Origin of the sequence: Nonomuraea sp. NPDC005983 (genome assembly GCF_040614375.1) — a bacterium.
Taxonomy (GTDB): domain Bacteria; phylum Actinomycetota; class Actinomycetes; order Streptosporangiales; family Streptosporangiaceae; genus Nonomuraea.
Map to the genome: position 1 here is coordinate 46,562 of NZ_JBEXUP010000014.1, position 18,707 is coordinate 65,268.

General features: G+C 71.0%; 18 protein-coding genes. 8 read left to right on the plus strand and 10 right to left on the minus strand.

Annotated features, from left to right (window positions below; genetic code table 11):
* Positions 1-15: 15 nt before the first annotated feature.
* The 6 genes from ABZ297_RS09610 to ABZ297_RS09635 are packed head-to-tail and all read right to left on the minus strand — an operon-like array spanning position 16 to position 7,307.
* Positions 16-1,074 carry a dihydrodipicolinate synthase family protein gene (locus ABZ297_RS09610; RefSeq protein WP_355342109.1) on the minus strand — a complete coding sequence of 353 codons (1,059 nt, stop codon included), beginning with the start codon at positions 1,072-1,074 and terminating at the stop codon, positions 16-18.
* A 31-nt stretch (positions 1,075-1,105) separates the two neighbouring features.
* Positions 1,106-2,113: an NAD-dependent epimerase/dehydratase family protein gene (locus ABZ297_RS09615; RefSeq protein ID WP_355342112.1), complete on the minus strand. Its 1,008-nt coding sequence runs from the start codon at positions 2,111-2,113 to the stop codon at positions 1,106-1,108.
* 57 nt (positions 2,114-2,170) lie between these two features.
* Positions 2,171-3,067, minus strand: coding sequence for a Gfo/Idh/MocA family oxidoreductase (locus ABZ297_RS09620; RefSeq protein WP_355342115.1), 897 nt, complete (start codon positions 3,065-3,067; stop codon positions 2,171-2,173).
* Between the two features lie 57 nt (positions 3,068-3,124).
* Positions 3,125-4,933, minus strand: a complete 1,809-nt coding sequence (locus ABZ297_RS09625; protein ID WP_355342118.1) for a hydantoinase B/oxoprolinase family protein — start codon at positions 4,931-4,933, stop codon at positions 3,125-3,127.
* On the minus strand, positions 4,926-6,929 hold the full coding sequence (locus ABZ297_RS09630) for a hydantoinase/oxoprolinase family protein (protein WP_355342121.1): 2,004 nt from the start codon (positions 6,927-6,929) through the stop codon (positions 4,926-4,928). Before ABZ297_RS09630 ends, ABZ297_RS09625 begins: the two co-directional genes overlap by 8 nt.
* 6 nt (positions 6,930-6,935) lie before the next feature.
* Complete coding sequence (locus ABZ297_RS09635) at positions 6,936-7,307, minus strand: hypothetical protein (protein WP_355342124.1); 372 nt, start codon at positions 7,305-7,307, stop codon at positions 6,936-6,938.
* Positions 7,308-7,383: 76 nt separating this feature from the next.
* On the opposite strand from ABZ297_RS09635, the gene ABZ297_RS09640 reads away from it, so the two are divergent.
* On the plus strand, positions 7,384-8,016 hold the full coding sequence (locus ABZ297_RS09640) for a thymidine kinase (RefSeq protein ID WP_355342127.1): 633 nt from the start codon (positions 7,384-7,386) through the stop codon (positions 8,014-8,016).
* Here ABZ297_RS09640 and ABZ297_RS09645 read toward each other — a convergent pair.
* Positions 8,013-8,450: a MarR family transcriptional regulator gene (locus tag ABZ297_RS09645; protein WP_355342130.1), complete on the minus strand. Its 438-nt coding sequence runs from the start codon at positions 8,448-8,450 to the stop codon at positions 8,013-8,015. The two genes, ABZ297_RS09640 and ABZ297_RS09645, sit on opposite strands and share 4 nt — an antisense overlap.
* 118 nt (positions 8,451-8,568) lie before the next feature.
* On the opposite strand from ABZ297_RS09645, the gene ABZ297_RS09650 reads away from it, so the two are divergent.
* Positions 8,569-8,925, plus strand: a complete 357-nt coding sequence (locus tag ABZ297_RS09650) for a type II toxin-antitoxin system RelE/ParE family toxin (RefSeq protein WP_355342133.1) — start codon at positions 8,569-8,571, stop codon at positions 8,923-8,925.
* Positions 8,922-9,221 carry a helix-turn-helix transcriptional regulator gene (locus ABZ297_RS09655; protein ID WP_355342136.1) on the plus strand — a complete coding sequence of 100 codons (300 nt, stop codon included), beginning with the start codon at positions 8,922-8,924 and terminating at the stop codon, positions 9,219-9,221. The genes ABZ297_RS09650 and ABZ297_RS09655 overlap by 4 nt, the downstream gene beginning before the upstream one ends.
* Positions 9,222-9,265: 44 nt before the next feature.
* On the opposite strand, the gene ABZ297_RS09660 is transcribed toward ABZ297_RS09655, so the two are convergent.
* From ABZ297_RS09660 to ABZ297_RS09670, 3 genes are all read right to left on the minus strand, one after another.
* Complete coding sequence (locus tag ABZ297_RS09660; protein WP_355342138.1) at positions 9,266-9,946, minus strand: DsbA family oxidoreductase; 681 nt, start codon at positions 9,944-9,946, stop codon at positions 9,266-9,268.
* A 129-nt stretch (positions 9,947-10,075) separates the two neighbouring features.
* Positions 10,076-10,972, minus strand: coding sequence for a hypothetical protein (locus ABZ297_RS09665; protein ID WP_355342141.1), 897 nt, complete (start codon positions 10,970-10,972; stop codon positions 10,076-10,078).
* Between the two features lie 54 nt (positions 10,973-11,026).
* Positions 11,027-11,743, minus strand: a complete 717-nt coding sequence (locus ABZ297_RS09670; RefSeq protein ID WP_355342144.1) for a carbon monoxide dehydrogenase subunit G — start codon at positions 11,741-11,743, stop codon at positions 11,027-11,029.
* 110 nt (positions 11,744-11,853) lie between these two features.
* Here ABZ297_RS09670 and ABZ297_RS09675 point away from each other — a divergent pair, with 110 nt between their 5' ends.
* The 5 genes from ABZ297_RS09675 (at position 11,854) to fumC (ending at position 18,689) form a co-directional block, all read left to right on the plus strand.
* The gene (locus tag ABZ297_RS09675) at positions 11,854-12,822 is read left to right on the plus strand and encodes a polysaccharide deacetylase family protein (protein WP_355342147.1); all 969 of its coding nucleotides are present in this window, start codon (positions 11,854-11,856) and stop codon (positions 12,820-12,822) included.
* Between the two features lie 266 nt (positions 12,823-13,088).
* Positions 13,089-14,432 (plus strand): cytochrome ubiquinol oxidase subunit I, encoded by a 1,344-nt coding sequence (locus ABZ297_RS09680; protein ID WP_355342150.1) that lies wholly within the window; start codon positions 13,089-13,091, stop codon positions 14,430-14,432.
* A gap of 10 nt (positions 14,433-14,442) precedes the next feature.
* Positions 14,443-15,324: a cytochrome d ubiquinol oxidase subunit II gene (gene cydB / locus ABZ297_RS09685; protein ID WP_355342153.1), complete on the plus strand. Its 882-nt coding sequence runs from the start codon at positions 14,443-14,445 to the stop codon at positions 15,322-15,324.
* A 150-nt stretch (positions 15,325-15,474) separates the two neighbouring features.
* The gene (locus ABZ297_RS09690; RefSeq protein ID WP_355342156.1) at positions 15,475-17,205 is read left to right on the plus strand and encodes an NAD-dependent malic enzyme; all 1,731 of its coding nucleotides are present in this window, start codon (positions 15,475-15,477) and stop codon (positions 17,203-17,205) included.
* Positions 17,206-17,207: 2 nt separating this feature from the next.
* Complete coding sequence (gene fumC, locus ABZ297_RS09695; RefSeq protein ID WP_355342159.1) at positions 17,208-18,689, plus strand: class II fumarate hydratase; 1,482 nt, start codon at positions 17,208-17,210, stop codon at positions 18,687-18,689.
* The last annotated feature ends 18 nt before the right edge of the window (positions 18,690-18,707 follow it).

The window sequence follows — 18,707 nt, forward strand, 5'->3', positions numbered from 1 at the left end:
AGGCGCCGCGAGGGATCAGGAGAGCCAACGGTCGAGACCGGCGGTGACGAAGTCGTCGTCGCGGAGCCACGGGTAGGCCGCGCAGACGCGGTCGATCTCGGCGAGCTGCCCCGGCGAGAGGTCCTCGGCGGGGTCCAGGCACCAGCGTCCCGCCAGGAGCCCCTGGCGGCGGAGCACCTCGTGGATGCCGGGGATGCAGCCGTGGAAGGCGTTCGCCGAGTCGAAGATGGCGGCGTTGGCGTCCGTCAGGTGGCCGTCGAGGGTGAGCAGGCGCCTGATCGACGCGTCGTCGCCGCCCGCGCGGGCCAGCTTGGCCTCCTCCAGGAGCTCCACCGCCCGCCGGACCCAGACCGCCCACTGGCCGAGCAGCCCGCCGACGAACTCGACCTGGACCTCGCGGCCGTCCACGACGACGCGGTGCGGGGTGATGAGGTCCGCCAGAATGTGGTCGTCGTTGCCGGTGTAGAGGGCGACGTCCCCGGCACGTCCGGCGCGGACGACGCCGTGCAGGACGTCGAGGGTCCGGTAGCGGTCGAAGGGCGCGACCTTGATGCCGGCCACCGAGTCGATCGCGGCCAGGCGCGTCCAGAACTCCCGTGACAGCGGCCGGCCGCCGACGGCGGGCTGCAGGTAGAAGCCGATGACCGGCAGCACCTCCCCCACGGCGCGGGCCCGCTCGACGAGCGCGTCCTCGTCCAGCTCGCGGTAGGGGCTGAGCAGCACCATGTGGTAGCCGAGCGACCTGGCCAGCTCGGCCTCCGCCACGGCCTGGCGGGTGGGGCCGGTGGCGCCCGCGACCAGCACCACCTCGCGCTCGTACTCGCCGGCCGTGCGGGCGGCCAGTTCGAGGACGGGCGACAGGAGGTCCGTGCCGTGGATGGCGAACTGGGTGGTGTGGACGCCCACCGCCAGCCCGCCCGCGCCCGCCTCCAGGTAGTAGCGGGTGAGCGCCCGCTGCCGGCGCTCGTCGAGCTTCCTGCCCTCGGTCAGCGCCAGCGGGTGCGCCGGAATCACCAGGCCGCGCCTGAACAGGTCGCGTACGGACGTGTGCGCCTGCTGAGCCGTGCTGAGCACGTGAGGTCCCCCTTGGTCGGTGGCTGGGAAGTCAGAAACGGCCATCGCGGCGTTCGAACTTGGTGGGCTTGCCGAGCAGCGGCCCGCCGCCGGCGACCCAGCGCGCGGTGTGCTCGATCAGCTCGGCCGGCGTGATCTCGGGGTAGCCGAACAGCCGGTGGCAGAGGCCGGCGTTGGACAGCAGCGCGGTAGGCGCCTCCTCGCCGGTGAACACCGGCTCCTTGCCGAGGGCCGCGCCGAGGTCCTGGGCGGCCTGGCGGACGGAGACCAGCTCGGGGCCGGTGAGGTTGAGCACGTACGGGGGCGTGCCGGCGAGGAGCAGCGACCTGAGGACGACCTCGTTGGCGTACCCCTGCCACACCACGTTGACCTGGCCCGTGGCGAGGTCGATGGGCTCGCCCGCCAGGACTTTCTGGGCGAGGTCCACGAGCACGCCGTACCGCAGCTCGACCGCGTAGTTGAGGCGGATCAGCGACAGGCGGGTGCCGTAGGTCTCGGAGAAGTGCGACAGCACCCGCTCCCTGCCGAGGCAGCTCATCGCGTACTCGCCGACGGGGCCCACGGGCGTGCTCTCGGTGCAGCCGCCGCTGGTGACGGGCACGAGCGGGTAGACGTTGCCGGTCGACAGGGCGGCGATCCGGCTGTCGCGGAAGCGGTCGGCGACCCGTCCGGGCAGGTAGGCGTTGGTGAACCAGGTGGCGTGCTCGCGGCCCTGGGTGCCGAACTTGGCCCCGACCAGGAAGACGACGTTCGGGGCGTCGGGCAGGTCGCGGAGCTGCTGCTCGTCGGCCACGTCGGCCGGGACGACGGTGGCGCCGTCCTCCTGGAGCGCCTGGGCCAGGCCGGGCTCGGAGAAGCGGGACACGGCGATGACGCGCCTGTCGCGCCCGGTGGTGTTGAGCGCCAGCCGCACCAGGCTGGGGCCCAGTTTGCCGCCCGCGCCCAGGATCATGATGTCGCCGTCGAGTTCGGCCAGATCGTCGACGAGCCCGGCGCTGGGGCGCGCCAGACGCTCTTCGAGTTCCGCTGTCGTCCGCACGCGGACTCCCTTCCCGTTATTTACGGTCCAGACCGTAACTGGGAGAGAGTCCGAATGTCAACGGGCGGCCTCCCGGGCGGAGACCAGGACGTCCAGGACGGCCCGCGTCTCCTTCCACGGCACCGGGCTCGGCGCGCCGGCCACCATCGCCAGGAACGCCTCGATCGTCCCCTCGTAGCCGAGGCCCTTGACCGGGTCCTCGCCGCTCTCGATCACGATCGACTCGGTGCCGTCGCGCCTGTGCAGGGTGACGGTGTAGGACTCGCCGTCGGAGACGCCGAGGATCTCCACCGTTCCGGTGATGCCGCTCCCCCAGCGCAGCGCCATCACGCCGGTGTCCTCCGAGCGCAGGCCGGTGTAGTGGCGGACGGCTCCGGCGGCGCCCGCCAGCCGCACGTCGGGGCCGAGGAGCGCGACGAGCAGTTCCACGCCGTGGATGCCCATCGTGACCATCGTCCCGCCACCCTCGTCCGGGGTGTCCTGCCACGGGTTGTAGCCGGTGGCCCACAGGCCCACGTCGTGCCGGACGGTCGCCCGCACGGCCAGTACCTCGGCGGGCTCGACGGGCGCCACGGTGGCGGCCGTGAACGCGGGGGCGAACCTGAGCACCGAGCTGCTCAGCACCCTGTCATGGACGTCCAGCCGGTCGAGCGCGTCGAGCTGGGCCCGGGTGGCGGCGGCGGGCTTGTTCACGAAGCACGCCACCCCGGTCTCCAGCACCGCCTCCAGCGCCCGCGGCACCCGCGGGTTGGGCACGGTCAAAACCACCCCGTCGGGCTCGGCGGCCAGGAGCTCGTCCAGGCTGCCCTTCACCGTGGCGGCGGGCTGCTCCTCGGTGAAGCGCCGCAACCGCTCCGGGTCGGGCTCCCACACGACGAGCTCGGCGTGCCGGGCGAGGGTCCTGGCGTCGGTGAAAGGATGGCTGGTCGCGAGACCGGCGAGGGCGATACGCACGCCTTTGCTCCATTCCGTAGGGAAATGGAGACTATTCTCGGCGAAAGCCGGCCATCCTTACAGCTCGTCGACCTCCGCGTGGGACCTGCCGCCGGACAGCCGCGAGTAGCCGGGGCCGCGGTCGAAGAACCGGCCGGTGGTGGTGCGCAGGCGGGCCCGGAGTTCGGCGGTGCCCGCCTCGTCGATGCGGTCGCCGTCGAGGACCACGCCGTAGTCGCCCAGCGCGCCCGCGATGGAGACCTTGCCGTCGCGGACGTCCGCCGCCACCGCGCGCGGGTCGCGGTCGTAGGGGGAGCCCCAGCCACCGCCTCCCGTGGTGCGGATACGGATGAGCTCTCCCGCCTGGACCGGGTGGTCGTCCACCAGGCCGTCCATCTCCTTGCCCGCGATCTCCACCCGGAACGGGCGGCCCGCCAGGCCGCCGTTCACCCCCCAGCACGACAGGATGGAACGGTCGGCGATGGACATGTACGACGCGTCGCGCAGCATCCTGATGTGCTTGTCGTAGCCGAGCCCGCCCCTGAACATGCCGGGGCCGCCCGAGTCGCAGGCCAGGGCCAGGCGCTCGACCCGGAACGGCCAGCGGGCCTCGGCGAACTCCACCGGGATGTTGCGCGAGTCGGGCACCACGTGGATGGTGTCCTCGCCGTCGGCGTACCACCTGCCGCCCGAGCCGCCGCCCAGCACCTCGCGCATGAGGTACGGCAGACCGTCGCCGCCGTCGCCGTAGACGCCGGTGTAGCGGATCGTCTCCTGGTCTGCGGGCATCCGCCCGCCCGTCGCCTTGGCCAGGACGCCCGCCAGCACGCCGAGCAGGCGCAGGATGACGAACGTGCGGGCGTTGGTGGGCGCGGGGAAGACCGGAGTGAGCAGGGTGCCCTTCTCCGGGAAGATCATCTTGATGAGGGGGACGACGCCCTCGTTGACGTCCAGCTCGGCCATCCGCTCGGGCGTGTCGGCGAGGTTGCGCAGGACGGGCGCCAGCCACTTCTTCAGGAAGACGCCGTCGGCGTAGTCGCCCGCGTGGTTGATCGGCCCCTTCGCCTGCGGCGAGGTGCCGGTGAAGTCGATCGTCAGCGGCGAGTCGGCGGCGTGGTCCACGGTGAGCGTGATGCGCTGGGCGTGCAGGCGCGGCGCGTCGACGCCGTCGTGCTCGGCGTAGTCCTCCCAGACGTACGTGCCCTCGGGGATCTTGGAGAGCAGCTCCCTGCGGAACGTCTCCGTGGTCTTGTCGATGATCGCGTCGAAGCACTCCTGGACGGCCTGCCTGCCGTACCGGTCGAACAGCTCGGTCAGGCGGCGGGCGCCCATGAGGCAGGCGGAGCACTCCGCGTCCAGGTCGCCGGCCAGCGAGTCGGGCATGCGGGAGTTGCGGGTCATGATGCGCAGCGCGGCCTCGTTGGGGACGCCCTCCTCCCACAGCCTGATCGGCGGGACCATCAGCCCCTCCTCGAAGACCGACCTGGCGTGCGACGGCATCGACCCTGGGACGGAGCCGCCGATGTCGTCGTGGTGCCCGAACGCCTGGACGAACGCCACCACCTCGCCCTCGTGGAAGACCGGGACCGTGACGCACAGGTCGGGCAGGTGGCCGATGCCGCCCTCCGACAGGTAGACGTCGTTGTGGAAGTAGACGTCGCCGGGCTTCATGGTGTCGATCGGGAAGTCGCGGACCACCGGCTGGACGAGCGCGCTGTAGGAGCGTCCGGTGAGCTTGCGCAGGCTCGCGTCGTGGATCCCGGCCCGGAAGTCGTGCGCGTCGCGGATCATCGGGGACCTGGCCGTGCGCGCGATCGCGGTCTCGACCTCCCTCTCGACGGAGGCGAGCGTGCCTTCGACGATCTCGACGAGGATCGGGTCAGCCATGTCGCACCTCCACGTTGCCGTACTCGTCCACCTTCGCGGTGAAACCCGGGTGGATGGGGATCGTCGAGCCGTACTCCTCGATCACCGCGGGGCCCTCGACGACCGCACCGGGGCCGAGCGTCACACGCTGGATGACCGTCGTGTCGTGCGGCTCGTCGAAGTGCACCGTCCTGGACGTCGTGACCGGCTCGCCCTCCCGGGGGGCCAGCCGCCTGATCGCCGGGCGGCTGATCGGCCCGATGCCGGAGACGCGCAGGTTGACCCATTCGACGGTGTGCCGCGGGTCGTCGCGGTAGGCGTAGCCGTACAGCTTCTCGTGCGCGTCGTGGAAGCGGGAGACCACCTCCTCGCGCCAGGCCTCGTCCACGGCTCCGGCGGGCGCGGGGACGCGCACCTCGTACGCCTGGCCGTAGTAGCGCAGGTCGGCGCTGCGCGCGTAGACCGGGTCGTCGAAGCCCTCGTGGGTGAGCGCCGCCGCCGCGTCGCCCTCCAGCTCGCCGAGGATCGCGGCGGCGGTGTCGGGCCGCAGGTCGCGGGTGACGTGGGTGCGCACGTAGTCGTTCTTGACGTCCACGGTGAGCAGGCCGAAGGCCGACACGTTGCCCGGGTCGGGCGGGACGACGACGGCGGGCAGGCCGAGGATGTCGATCAGCCGGCAGGCCAGCAGCGGGCCCGAGCCGCCGAAGGTGACCAGCGGGAAGTCCCGCACGTCGAGGCCGCGCTTGACGGTGAGCTGGCGGATCGCGTTGCTCTGGTTGAACGCGCTGATCTCCAGGATGCCCGTCGCGGTGCGTTCGGGGGTGAGGCCGAGCTTGCCGGCCAGGGCCTGGATGCCGGCGCGGGCGGCGTCGGCGTCGAGCGGGATCTCGCCGCCCAGCAGGTGCGGCGGGATCCGGCCGAGGAAGACGTGCGCGTCGGTGACCGTCACCTCGGTGCCGCCCCGGCCGTAGCAGAGCGGGCCCGGGTCGGCGCCCGCCGACCTGGGGCCGACCTTGAGCGTGCCCTCGGGCGAGATCCAGGCGATCGAGCCGCCGCCCGCGCCCACCGTGACGATGTCGATCATCGGGATCTTGCACGGGTAGCGGCCGACGGACCCCTCGGTCGTGACGGACGGCTCCCCGTCGATCACCACGGCCACGTCGGTGGAGGTGCCCCCGCCGTCCAGGGTGATCACGGACGGGTGCCCGGCCGTGGAGGCGATCAACGCGGCCCCCAGCGCGCCCGCGGCGGGACCCGACAGCACGGTGGTGATCGGCTGGTTCACCACCTCGCGGGCCGACAGCACGCCGCCGTTGGACTTCATCACCGAGAACGGCATGCCCAGGCGGCTCGACAGGTTCGCGATGTAGCCGCGCATGGCGGGCTTGACCGCGGCGTCGACCAGCGTGGTGACCGACCGCTCGTACTCGCGGTACTCGCGCAGCACGTCGCTGGAGAGCGAGACGACCGCCTCCGGGTGCTCGCGCGCCAGCACGTCGCGCATCCGCCGCTCGTGCTCCGGATTGGCGTACGCATGCAGGAAGCAGACGCCGATCGCGGTGATCCCCCTGGCCCGGAACCAGCGGGCCGTCTCCACGGCCTGCTCCTCGGAGAACGGGCGCACCTCCTCGCCCAGGTGGTCGAGCCGCCCTCCGACGGTCCGGACCAGGTGGACCGGCACGATCCTGGGCGGTTTCACCCAGAAGTAGGAGTTGCCGTAGCCGTCGGGGACGCTCTGCCTGGCGATCTCCAGGATGAACTCGAACCCCTCGGTGGTGATGAAGCCGAGGTTCCCGATGCGGTCTTCGAGGAGCTGGTTGGTGGCCACGGTGGTGCCGTGCACGACGGAGCTGACGTCGAGCGGGCCCAGCCTGCCGATGCCCGTCAGGAACCCGTCGGCCGGGTTCGCGGGCGTCGAGGGCGTTTTGGTGGTGACGATCTCACCGGTCTCCTCGTTCACGGCCACCACGTCGGTGAACGTGCCCCCGGTGTCGACTCCGATACGGACGCTGCTCATGGCTCCTCAGCTCCTGCGGCGGCCGAGGACTTCGTCGATGACCCGGGGCGCGTTCTCAGTGCCGACATACGCCGCGAGCCGGACCACCAGCTCCTGGGCCTTCGACAGCTCGGCCTCAACTCTGGCCTTACCCGACTGGCCCGCCTGCACGCCGAAATAGGCGCCGATGATGGTGCCGACCACTCCGGCGACGCCCGCGAACATCGGCGCGAACTCCCTGGTGGCGAAGACGGCGGCGGCGAACGCGACGAGAATCGCGACGATCCCGGTCACGACGACGAAGAAGCCGTACCGCCATCTCGCGGCGTCGGCCTGCGCCGCCGTGAGATCGTCGGGCTTCATCAGCGCGTCGAGCGCGGGGGGCTTGTCTGTGACCACCGTTCCTCCTGAGACTTGCAGGAGAGAAATCTCCCACGAGGTCATGGAACAAGCCAAACCGCTAGGGTGGCACCCCGTGACCGAACTGTCTGCCCTCTCTGCCGTGCCCTCCGGCGTCCGCAACGCCGTGCTGAAGTTCTACTTCGGCCCCATGGACTGCGGGAAGTCCACGCTCGCGTTGCAGATGAACTACAACCACGGCCGCCAGGGCAGGCGCGGGCTGGTGCTCACCAAGCACGACCGGTCGGGCCAGCCGAAGCTCACCAGCAGGATAGGGCTCGGGCTGGAGGCCATCGAGGTCCACGACGGCCTCGACCTCGTGGACCTCGTCACCACGCAGCACCGGATCGACTACCTGATCTGTGACGAGGCGTGCTTCTACACGGTGCCGCAGATCGAGCAGCTCGCCGACCTGGTCGACGAGCACGGGATCGACGTCTACGCGTTCGGGCTGGCCTCGGACTTCAGGTCGGTGATGTTCCCGGCGGCGCAGCGGCTGTTCGAGCTGGCGGACGAGGTGTGCCGGCTGCAGGTCGAGGTGCTGTGCTGGTGCGGGCGTCCGGGCCTGCTCAACGCCAGGATCGTCGGCGGCGAGCTGGTCCGCACCGGCGAGCAGGTGATGATCGGCGACACCGACGCCTCTCCCGTCCGCTACCAGGTGCTCTGCCGCCGCCACCACCGCGCGGGCCTGCTCGGCGAGGGCACCTAGACGAGCCTGCTCAGGACGTCCCTGAGCAGCGACGCGTCGTCGTCCGTCAGCCCGGACAGGAACGCGCGCTCGGCGCCGTCGACGGCCACACCGCCGTCACGCAGCGTGTCGCGCCCGCGCGGGGTCAGCTCGACGGCGTTCTTGCGCCGGTCGCCGGGGTGCGGCCTGCGTGACACCAGCCCCTTGGCCTCGAGCGTGTCGATCATGGCGACCATGGTGGTCCTGTCGATGCGCAGCCGCTGGGCGGCCTCCTGCTGCGACAGCGGCCCGCCGGCGCCGGGCCCGGCTTCGAGCGCGGCGCCGGGCCCGGTTTCGAGGACGGCGAGCACGGCCAGCTCGCGACCGTCGATGCCGTACGGCGCCAGCGCCGGACCGGTCAGCTCGGCCAGGCGCAGCTGGGCGTGCTTGAGCAGGTATCCAAGGCGTCTCGACACAGCACGATTCTCGCACCAGCCTAATCGTCAGCAATACTGACAATCAGCAGAGCCGCCACCCTGGGCGTTCACGAGAAAGCACAGCGTGACGCCGCCCTCCGCTTATAGCATCAACGCTATGAGCTGGGGTACCGTAGAGCTTGAACCGGAGGTCCGGAAGTGGCTCGAAGATCTGCCTGTGGCGGCGTTCGCGAGGGTGGCGTTCTACGTCGATCTGCTGGCGGCGGAGGGCCCTCTACTGGGGGAGCCTTACACCAAGCAGCTTGACGGGAAGCTCCGCGAACTGCGGCTCCACCTTGACGAGTCCGCTGTGCGCATCACCTACTGGATCGCATCTCACCGCAGGATCGTCCTGTTGACCGTGTTCCACAAGACGCGGCCACGTGATGATCGTGAAGTGGAGCGAGCTCGCCGGGCCATGCGTCGCTGTGTTCAACTGGCGCACACCGTCGACGGGGAAGAAGGAGCGGTATGAGCGAGCAGGAGAGCTGGCGAGAGCTCAGACAGCGTCGCATGGGCGAGCCGGGGGCGGCCGAGGCATACGAGGCCGCACGTCTCGCCTACGAGCTGGGTAAGACGGTCCGGGCCATGCGTGAGGGACACGGCTGGAGCCAGAACGATCTGGCGGCCAAAGCCGGTATGACGCAGTCGGCGGTGGCACGCTTCGAAGGGGGCGGGACCATCCCCACCTTGCCCGTTCTGGAGCGTCTGGCTCGCGCCTTGGACGCGGATGTCGAGGTCCGCCTCACCCCCCGTGCTCCCGCCGCCTGAGCTGGATCCCGGCCCGCCGCCTGGACGGCCGACGAGATCATCGCTCAGACGGCACAGTAACCGTCGTCGCAGCCGTCCCCCTGACCGGTGAGCTGGACGATCGGCGTCTGCCCCGTGCGCGCGGCCACCTCGTCGATGGCGGCGGCGAACGTCTCCTCCGGCTGCGCCCCCGAGACCGCGAACTGCTCCTCGAACAGGAACAACGGCACCCCTGATATGCCGAGCCGCCTGGCACGGCCGAGCTGCTCGCGGACCTCGGCCGCGCCTTCACCCGTGTCGTCCACGCCCGCCTCGGCGGCCAGTCCGGCCAGCGCCGCCGGGTCGGCGACGTTCACTCCCTCGGCGAAGTACGCGCGGAACAGCCGATCGGCCATCTCCTGGCCGAGCCCCTGACGGCCGACGACCTCGATCAGCCGGTGCGCCTCGAACGTCGGGGCGCTGATGGCGCGGTCGAAGCGGACCTCCAGCCCGTCCGCCGAGGCCGCCGCGGTGACCCGGGCGCTCATCTGCTCGACGTTCGCGCCGAACTTGCGCTCCAGGGCGGAGACGAGCGGCTCTCCCTCGGGAGAGGCGTCGGGGTTGAGCTGGAACGGCCGCATGGTCACCTCGAGCGTGCCTCCCTTGGCGCGGAACCGCTCGGCCGCGCGGCCGAAGCGGACGTGCCCGATGTAGCACCAGGGGCAGGCGACGTCGGAAAATATTTCGACTTTCACGATTGATGGCAACCACCGGGCCTTCATCCCCATTCCGGACGGCCGCGTCCCCGTTCGACAGCCGACCGGCCGGCGCGAGGCCGCCGAGCGGTGCCGGGTGCGCGAGCTGCCCGGCCCTGGTGGCCGTCCGCGCGCGAGTCGCTACCCCGCGGCCAGTTCCTCCAGCCGGTACGGGAGGTAGGCGGAGTCGTCCACGAGTGCCGAGGCTCCGCGCCACCAGCCGAACCACTCGCCGCTGCGCCACATCCAGTCGACCCGCTCGATCGCGGCCACCACGTCGCCGGCCGTCTGCCACCGCTCGCCGAGCTGCTCGTGGGTGGCGCCGTGCCGGATCGCCCAGGCGCGCAGGACGCCGACCGCCGCCGCGGCGACCTCCCGGGCGTACGGGTCGGGGTCCTCGCCAGGCAGCCGGTGCGGGCCGAGCCCCGCCGCGACGCCCCAGCTCCACTGGGCCTCGGCCGGACGGGAGTAACGCAAGGAGTGGAAGTCCAGGTTGGAGCCGAGCTCGTCGTCCTGGCGGCGGGTCACCACCGCGTCGAGCCGTCCGCCCGCGTCGAAGTGGACGACCAGCCGCTGCCCCGGCCTCACCCCGGCCGGCAGGACGAAGCGGTCCTCGGCCTGCCATGAGTTCAGGTCCACCTCGGCCACCGGCCGGCCCCAGAGCTCGTCGGCGGCGTCGTCGGCGATCCAGGCGGCCAGCATCTCCAGCGCGGTCAGGTCGGTCCATGGCTCGATCGCGACGGCCGTGCCCAGCACCTCGTCGGGCGCGGGCAGCTTGCCGCCCCTCGGACGTCCCCACCAGGACGCGCCCAGCTCCCGCGCGCCGACCAGGAGTGCGGCGACGGCGGCCAGTTCGGTGGAACGCCTGGTGAGCGAGGCGCCAAGCGCCAGCCCGAGACAGCGCTCCGTCCGGTCGTCGCCGAGGACGGGACGCGTCGCGGCGATCAAGGTGTCGGCGGTGGGGTGCTCCTCCCCCAGCAGGTTACGGACGATTCGCCTGGCCTCGGTCCGCGCGTCTTCAGCATGTGCCTGCCGCATATGTGCCACGCTACGCCGGGAGATCCTTTTCCGCGAGAGCCGTGAAATCGTCTTTTAGGGGCGGTTGGCGCGTCCGAGCAGCCAGCCCACTGCCACGCCGGTGAGCGCGACGCCCGCGCCCATGCCGAACGAGGCGAACATCACCCAGGGCCGCGTCTCGGTGTGGCGCCTGGCCTGGCGCTCGTACACGGGCCCGGCGGCGGGAGCGCCCAGCGGCGCAGAGGGCCCAGCACCGGCTCCCGGCGCCACCGCGCCCACCGTCTCGGGCACCGCCTCCCCGGACGGGAGGACACCGTTGGCGGAGCCGACATGCTCCAGCGCTCCGACGACGGCCGGGGCCTGGAGGTGGTGTTCCACGGCGGCGAAGAACTCGCCCGCCGTCCTGCGGGCGACGGAGCCGAGCATGCGCTGGCCCACACCGCCGATCATGCCCCCGACCACCGCGTCCGCGTCGTAGTCGACGCGTGTCCCGCCCTCGACCTCGCTCAGCCGCACCTGCACGGTGGCGTCCACCGTGCCGGGGGCGCCCTGCCCGCGCGCCCGCAGCACGAAGCTCTCCGGCGCGAGCGGTTCGGCCAGCACGACCTCCCCCTGGTAGACGCCCTTGAGGGAGGCCACCCCGGCGTTCACCGTCATCCGGTACGTGTCCGGCCCCGTCTCCTCCAAGCGCTCGCACCCCGGGATGGTGTGCACCAGCACCCCTGGATCCTGGAGCGCCGCCCACACGCGATCTCTCTCGACGCCGATCACGGCACTGCCTGCGACCTTCACACCGCCACTCTAAGCAGCGACCCCCACCGTCACTAAGGGCAACACCTGCCAGATGGGCGATCCATCATCAGGCAGCCGCCGCGGTGATCGAAGCTGGCAAAATGGGGCAGATGTTCAGGGGGCGAACCAGAGAGCACGGTGCGACGGAAGCGACACACGGGGCCGCACACGCGTCCGCCGGAACATCCGCCACGGCCGACGGAGGCGTCCCCGGCGCGGCGGACGCGGCCGGTGCGGTGCGGGCGGTTGCCGGGGTCGCGGTCGTGGTGATGGCCGCGGGGCTGATGGTGGGGTGTGCGAGCGAGCCGCCGAAGGGAGAGAACAGCCGGGACGCGGCCGCGTCCCCCAGCGCGACGGCACCCGCGCGCAGGCCGCAGGGACCGCCGGGAGCGCTGCCACGCGAGGGAGAGGTGGGCCGGATCGCGCAGCCCGGTCCGCTGCCCCCGGTGATCAGCTCGATACCGACCAAGCGCAAGGTCGTCTTCCTGACCATCGACGACGGCTGGGAGCAGGACCCGGGGTTCGTCAAGCAGGTGCGCGACGGACGGATCCCGATCACGGTGTTCGCGATGCGCGACGCGGTCGAGGCGAAGGGGACGCCCGACCCGGCAGGCGGACCCGGCCGGTACGTCGGAGCCGGGAAATGGGGATATTTCCGGTCGCTCAAGGACGCCGGGGCGCCCGTCGAGAACCACACGCTCACCCACCCGAACCTGCGCCTGCTCGGCTACGACGCCCAGCGGCGGGAGATCTGCGGATCCTCACAGGTGATCAAGAAGGAGCTGGGCGTCAGGCCGACCCTGTTCAGGCCGCCGTTCGGCAACTACAACACCGACACGCTGAGGGCGGCGAAGAGCTGCGGGCTGACGTCCGTCCTCCTCTGGACGGCCACGGTGCAGCCCGGCGGCAAGATCGCCTACCAGGTGCCCGACAAGAAGCTGCGCCCAGGAGACATCCTGCTGCTCCACTTCCGGCCCAACCTGTCGAGGGACTTCCGCGTCCTGGTCAACAAGATCAAGCGACGGGGCTTCGAGCTGGGCAACCTCCAGGCGTACCTGGATGCCGCCACCGCACGCTGACGCCGGCCCCACACAGAACCAGGCGCCCAAGAGGGGGCGCGGCCCGGGCGGTTGTAGGTGGAGCCGGGGGTGAGTCCGCCGCGGGAGGTACGGGGGAATCAACCCGCGGGCTGACGCGGCGGCCCGTTCACCTGGGCCATCGTGAGACCACCGAAAAGAGACGCATGCGTGTGTGACAAAGATCGCATCGCGTTGCTCTACGACCTGTAGTACTACTTCAAGTAGATGCACTACAGCCTGTAGAGCTAACAACCGGGGTTGGGGATATGGACGCACTTGATCTTGCGCGGTGGCAGTTCGGGGTGACCACCGTCTACCACTTCCTGTTCGTGCCACTGACGATCGGCCTGGGCATCTTCGTGGCAGGGCTGCAGACCGCGTGGCACCGGACCGGCAAGGAGCACTACCTCCGCCTGACGAAGTTCTTCGGGAAGCTGTTCCTGATCAACTTCGGCATGGGCGTGGTCACGGGCATCGTCCAGGAGTTCCAGTTCGGGATGAACTGGAGCGAGTACTCCACCTTCGTCGGCGACGTGTTCGGCGCGCCGCTGGCCCTGGAGGCGCTGCTGGCCTTCTTCATGGAGTCCACGTTCCTCGGCCTGTGGATCTTCGGCTGGGACCGGTTGCCGAAGAAGGTGCACCTCGCCTGCATCTGGGCGGCCGCGATCGGGTCCAACGTGTCGGCGTACTTCATCCTGGCCGCGAACGCCTGGATGAAGCACCCGGTCGGCTACGAGGTCGTCGACGGCAAGGCCAGGATGACCGATCTGTGGGCGGTGCTGACCAACTCGACGGCGCTCGCCCAGGTGCCGCACGTGGTCGCCTCGGCCTTCATCGTGGCGGGCGGGTTCGTGCTGGCGGTGAGCGGCTACTGGCTGCTGAAGACCAGGCAGGACATGTGGCGCGGCGCCGCCAAGGCGGCGCTGGTCATGACGGCGATCGCGGGGGCCGTCGTGGCGGTCAGCGGCGACACCTCGGCCAAGCTCACCTACGAGCAGCAGCCGATGAAGCTCGCCGCCGCCGAGGGCCTGAAGCACGACACCGCGGGCGCGCCGTTCTCGATCGTCCCCGGCGTCGAGATCCCGAAGGTGCTGAGCTTCCTGTCGACCAACGACTTCAACGCCACCGTCCAGGGCACGGAAGACCTGCAGCGCACGTTCGAGCGGCAGTTCGGCCCCGGCGACTACCGTCCCGACCCGACCGTGGTGTTCTGGTCCTTCCGCCTGATGATCGTCTTCGGGCTGGCGACCGTCGCGCTGTCGGTGCTCGGGCTCTGGCTGACCCGGCGCAGGCGGGCGGTTCCTGACTGGTTCGCCAGGATCCTCCTGCTGGCCCTGCCCCTGCCGTTGCTCGCCGTGACCGCGGGCTGGCTGCTGAGCGAGGTGGGCCGCCAGCCGTGGACCGTCACGGGCGAACTGCTCACCGCCGCCAGCGTCTCGCCCGGCGTGAGCCTGGCCGAGGTCGCCATCTCGCTGACGGTCTTCACGGTGCTGTACGGCGGCCTCGCGGTGGCCGAGGGTGTGCTGCTGACCAAGCACGTCCGCAAGGGCCCCGAGGAAGTCGAGCCCGTCCCCGCGGCCGAGAAGCTCGAACCGTCCCTGATGTACTGAGGTGCAGACCATGATCAACCTGTGGTTCGTCATCATCGCCTTCCTCTGGACCGGCTACTTCGTGCTGGAAGGCTTCGACTTCGGCGTCGGCCTGCTCGCCCCGTTCGTGGGCAGGAACGGCGCGGAGCACCGCCAGAGCCTGCAGACCATCGGCCCCGTCTGGGACGGCAACGAGGTGTGGCTCATCACCGCGGTCGGCGCCATGTTCGCCGCCTTCCCGGTCTGGTACTCCGGCCTGTTCAGCACGTTCTACCTGCCGATCATGCTCATCCTGGTGGGCCTGATCGTCCGCGGCGTCGGCCTGGAGTGGCGCGGCAAGGTCGACAACCCGTTCTGGTGCGACCTGGGCATCGTGATCGGCAGCGCGCTCCCGGCGTTCCTCTGGGGCGCGGTCTTCGCCGACCTGCTGTACGACAGCGTCGTCGCGTCCCTGGTGGGCGGGGCGTTCACGCTGGCGGTGTGCCTGCTGCACGGCGCCGTCTTCCTGGCGCTGCGCACCGACGGCCCGGTACGCCGGCGCGCCCGCACGGCGGCCCTGGCCACGACCGTCGTCGTGGTTCCGCTGGCCGTGGTGGCGCTCTCCCGGCTCGGCTCCGTCCCGGCGCTGGCCGCGGTGGCCGCCCTGGCCGCCGGAGCGGCGCTCATCTGGCGCCGCCGCGAGGGCTGGGCGTTCACCGCCACGGCGGGGGCCATCGTCCTGACCTCGGTCGCCGTCTTCGCCCAGCTGCGCGGGGCGCCCCTGCCCGGCCTGACCCTCACCGAGGCCGCCTCGGGCCCGTACACGCTGACGATGCTGAGCTGGATCGGCCTGATCGCCCTCCCCTTCGTCCTGGTCTACCAGGGCTGGACGTACTGGGTGTTCCGCAAGCGCGTGGCACTGGCCCGCGGCTAGAGCGGGCAGAGCAGGTCGGCCCGAGATGGCCAGCAAAGGGGTCTTTGTCGCCACTTGGTTGCCCGCGCGTCGCGGCCTGGGAGAGCCTGACAGAGACCGCCTCGCTCTCCTCGTCCCAGAAGCCGTTCCAACAGATGGCAGGAGATGGCGATGTCGACGAGCCACCACAGGCACGCGAACGGAAGGCACCGCGGATACACGGAGGACCAGGGTGGATACCTCACCTCCGAAGGCGGCCTGGCCGTCCTGGACAACCCGCTGCTGAACAAGGACACCGCGTTCAGCCACGAGGAGCGGGAGAGCCTGGGGCTGGACGGGCTGATCCCGCCGGTGATCGAGACGCTCGACGAGCAGGCGAGCCGCGCCTACGTCCAGTACCTGGCGCAACCGACCGACCTGCAGAAGAACGTCTTCCTGACGGCGCTCCAAGACCGCAACGAGGTGCTGTTCTACCGGCTGCTGGCCGATCACCTGCGGGAGATGCTCCCCATCGTGTACGACCCCACGGTCGCCCAGGCGATCAAGAGCTACAGCCACGAGTACCGCCGGCCCCGAGGCGTCTACCTGTCCATCGACCACGTCGACGGCATCGAGCAGGACCTGCGCAACTACGGCCTCGACTCCGACGAGGTGGACCTCATCGTCGCCTCCGACGCCGAGGAGATCCTGGGCATCGGCGACTGGGGGGTGGGCGGCGGCGCCGGCATCGCCACCGGGAAGCTGGTCGTCTACACGGCCGCCGCCGGGATCGACCCGGCCCGGGTCATCCCCGTCGCGCTGGACGTCGGCACCGACAACGAGGCGCTGCTCAACGACCCCCTGTACGTCGGCGAGCGGCACGCGCGGGTGCGGGGCAAGCGCTACGACGAGTTCATCGACGCCTACGTCTCGGTGGCCACCCGCCTGTTCCCGCAGGCGATGCTGCACTGGGAGGACTTCGGCCCGTCCAACGGCCGGCGCATCCTGGAGCGGTACACCGGCCGGATCCCCACCTTCAACGACGACATGCAGGGCACCGGCGCCATCGTGCTGGCGGCGATGCTGGGCGCCACCCGCGCCTGCGCGACCCCCATGCGCGAGCAGCGCATCGTCGTCTTCGGCGCGGGCACGGCCGGCATCGGCATCGCCGACCAGCTGCGCGACGCGATGACGCGCGACGGCCTCGACCGCGAGGCGGCCACCCGCCGGATCTGGGCGGTCGACAAGCAGGGCCTGCTCACCGATGACCTGTCCGACCTGCGCGACTTCCAAGTACCGTACGCCCGCCCGGCCGCCGAGGTGGCCGGCTGGAGCAGGGACGGCGGCGCCATCGGCCTCGCCGAGGTCGTCGACCGGGTCAAGCCGACCATGCTGCTCGGCACCTCCACGGCGCACGGCGCCTTCACCGAGCAGATCGTCCGGGCCATGGCGGCGGGCGTCGACAGGCCGATCATCTTCCCGATCTCCAATCCGACCGACCGGATCGAGGCCATGCCCGACGACCTCATCCACTGGACCGACGGACGGGCCCTGATCGCCACCGGCATCCCGGTCAACCCGATCACCTACCACGGCGTCACCCACGCCATCGCCCAGGCCAACAACGCCCTGCTGTACCCGGGGCTGGGGCTGGGCACGGTCGTGTCGCGAGCGCGCAGGGTCAGCGACGGCATGCTGCTGGCCGCCGCCGAGGCGGTCAGCGCGCTGGTGGACGTCTCCTCTCCCGGCGCGTCGCTGCTGCCGCAGGTGGAGAACCTCAGGGAGGTCTCGGCCACGGTCGCCGTCGCGGTCGCGAAGCAGGCGGCGAAGGAGAACCTGGCCCGCGCCGACCTGCACGACCCCGTCCAGCAGGTCCAGGACGCGATGTGGCAGCCGGAGTACCGGCCGGTCCGGGGGGAGTGACGATGACCACCCGGCACCGGGCGGCGCCCCGGATCCACGACGTCCCCATCGGCCTGGACTCCACCGGCACCCGTACCGAGAGCGACTCCATCGGCGAGATCCAGGTGCCCGCCGACCACTACTGGGGCGCGCAGACGCAGCGGTCGCTGATCCACTTCGACATCGGCGACGACCGGATGCCCAAGGCCGTCTACCACGCCTACGGCTACATCAAGAAGGCAGCGGCGATCGTCAACGGCCGCGCGGGCCGCCTGCCCCGGTGGCAGTCCGACGTGATCGTCCGGGTCGCCGACGAGGTCATCCGGGGCGAACTCGACAGCGAGTTCCCGCTGTACGTCTGGCAGACCGGCTCGGGCACCCAGTCGAACATGAACGTCAACGAGGTGATCTCCAACCGGGCGATCCAGCTGCTCGGCGGACGGCTCGGCAGCAAGGACCCCGTGCACCCGAACGATCACGTGAACATGGGGCAGTCGTCCAACGACACGTTCGTCACCGCCATGCACATCGCCGCCGTGCGGGCGATCGACGGCCAGGTGCTGCCGGCGGTGGGCCGGCTGCGCGACGCCGCCGCCGCCAAGAGCAGCGCGTGGGAGCACGCGGTCAAGATCGGCCGTACCCACCTGGAGGACGCCACCCCGCTGACGGTCGGCCAGGAGTGGTCCGGTTACGTCGCCCAGCTCGACGACGCCGCCGACCACCTGAGACAGACCCTCGCCGGGCTGTACCGGCTGGCCATCGGCGGCACGGCCGTCGGCACCGGGCTGAACGCGCCGCCCGCGTTCGGCGACGAGGTCGCCGCGCAGCTCGCCGACCTGACCGGGCAGCCGTTCGTCAGCGCGCCCAACAAGTTCGCCGCGCAGGCCTCGTGCGACGCTCTCGTCCGCGTCTCCACGGCGCTGCGCGCCCTGGCGGTGTCGCTGTTCAAGTTCGCCAACGACATGCGCTGGCTCGGCTCGGGCCCCCGCACCGGGCTGCACGAGCTGATCCTGCCGTCGAACGAGCCGGGTTCCTCGATCATGCCGGGCAAGGTCAACCCGACTCAGGCGGAGGCGATGCTGATGGTCTCCATCCAGGTGATCGGCGACGACAGCGCGGTCTCGATGGCGGGCGCGGAGGGCAACTTCGAGCTGAACGCCTTCCGTCCGGTCATCATCAGCAACGTCCTGCACTCGGCGCGGATCCTGGCGGACATGATGGACCACTTCCGCACGTACCTCGTCGAGGGCGCGCGGCTCGACGAGGCGAGGCTGGCGGAGAACGTCGACAAGTCGATCATGATGGTGACGGCGCTCAGCCCGGTCATCGGCTACGACAGGGCCGCGCGCATCGCGCACCGCGCGCTCGACGAGAACCTCACGCTCAAGGAGGCGGCGCTCAAGTCCGGTGTCAGCCGGGCCCTCTACGAGCGAGTCGTCGATCCGGAGCGGCTCACCGAGCCGGGCGTGGCCGGCGACGGCGCCGGGCAACGCCGACGCGGCTGAACCTTCCGCTCCTCCCCT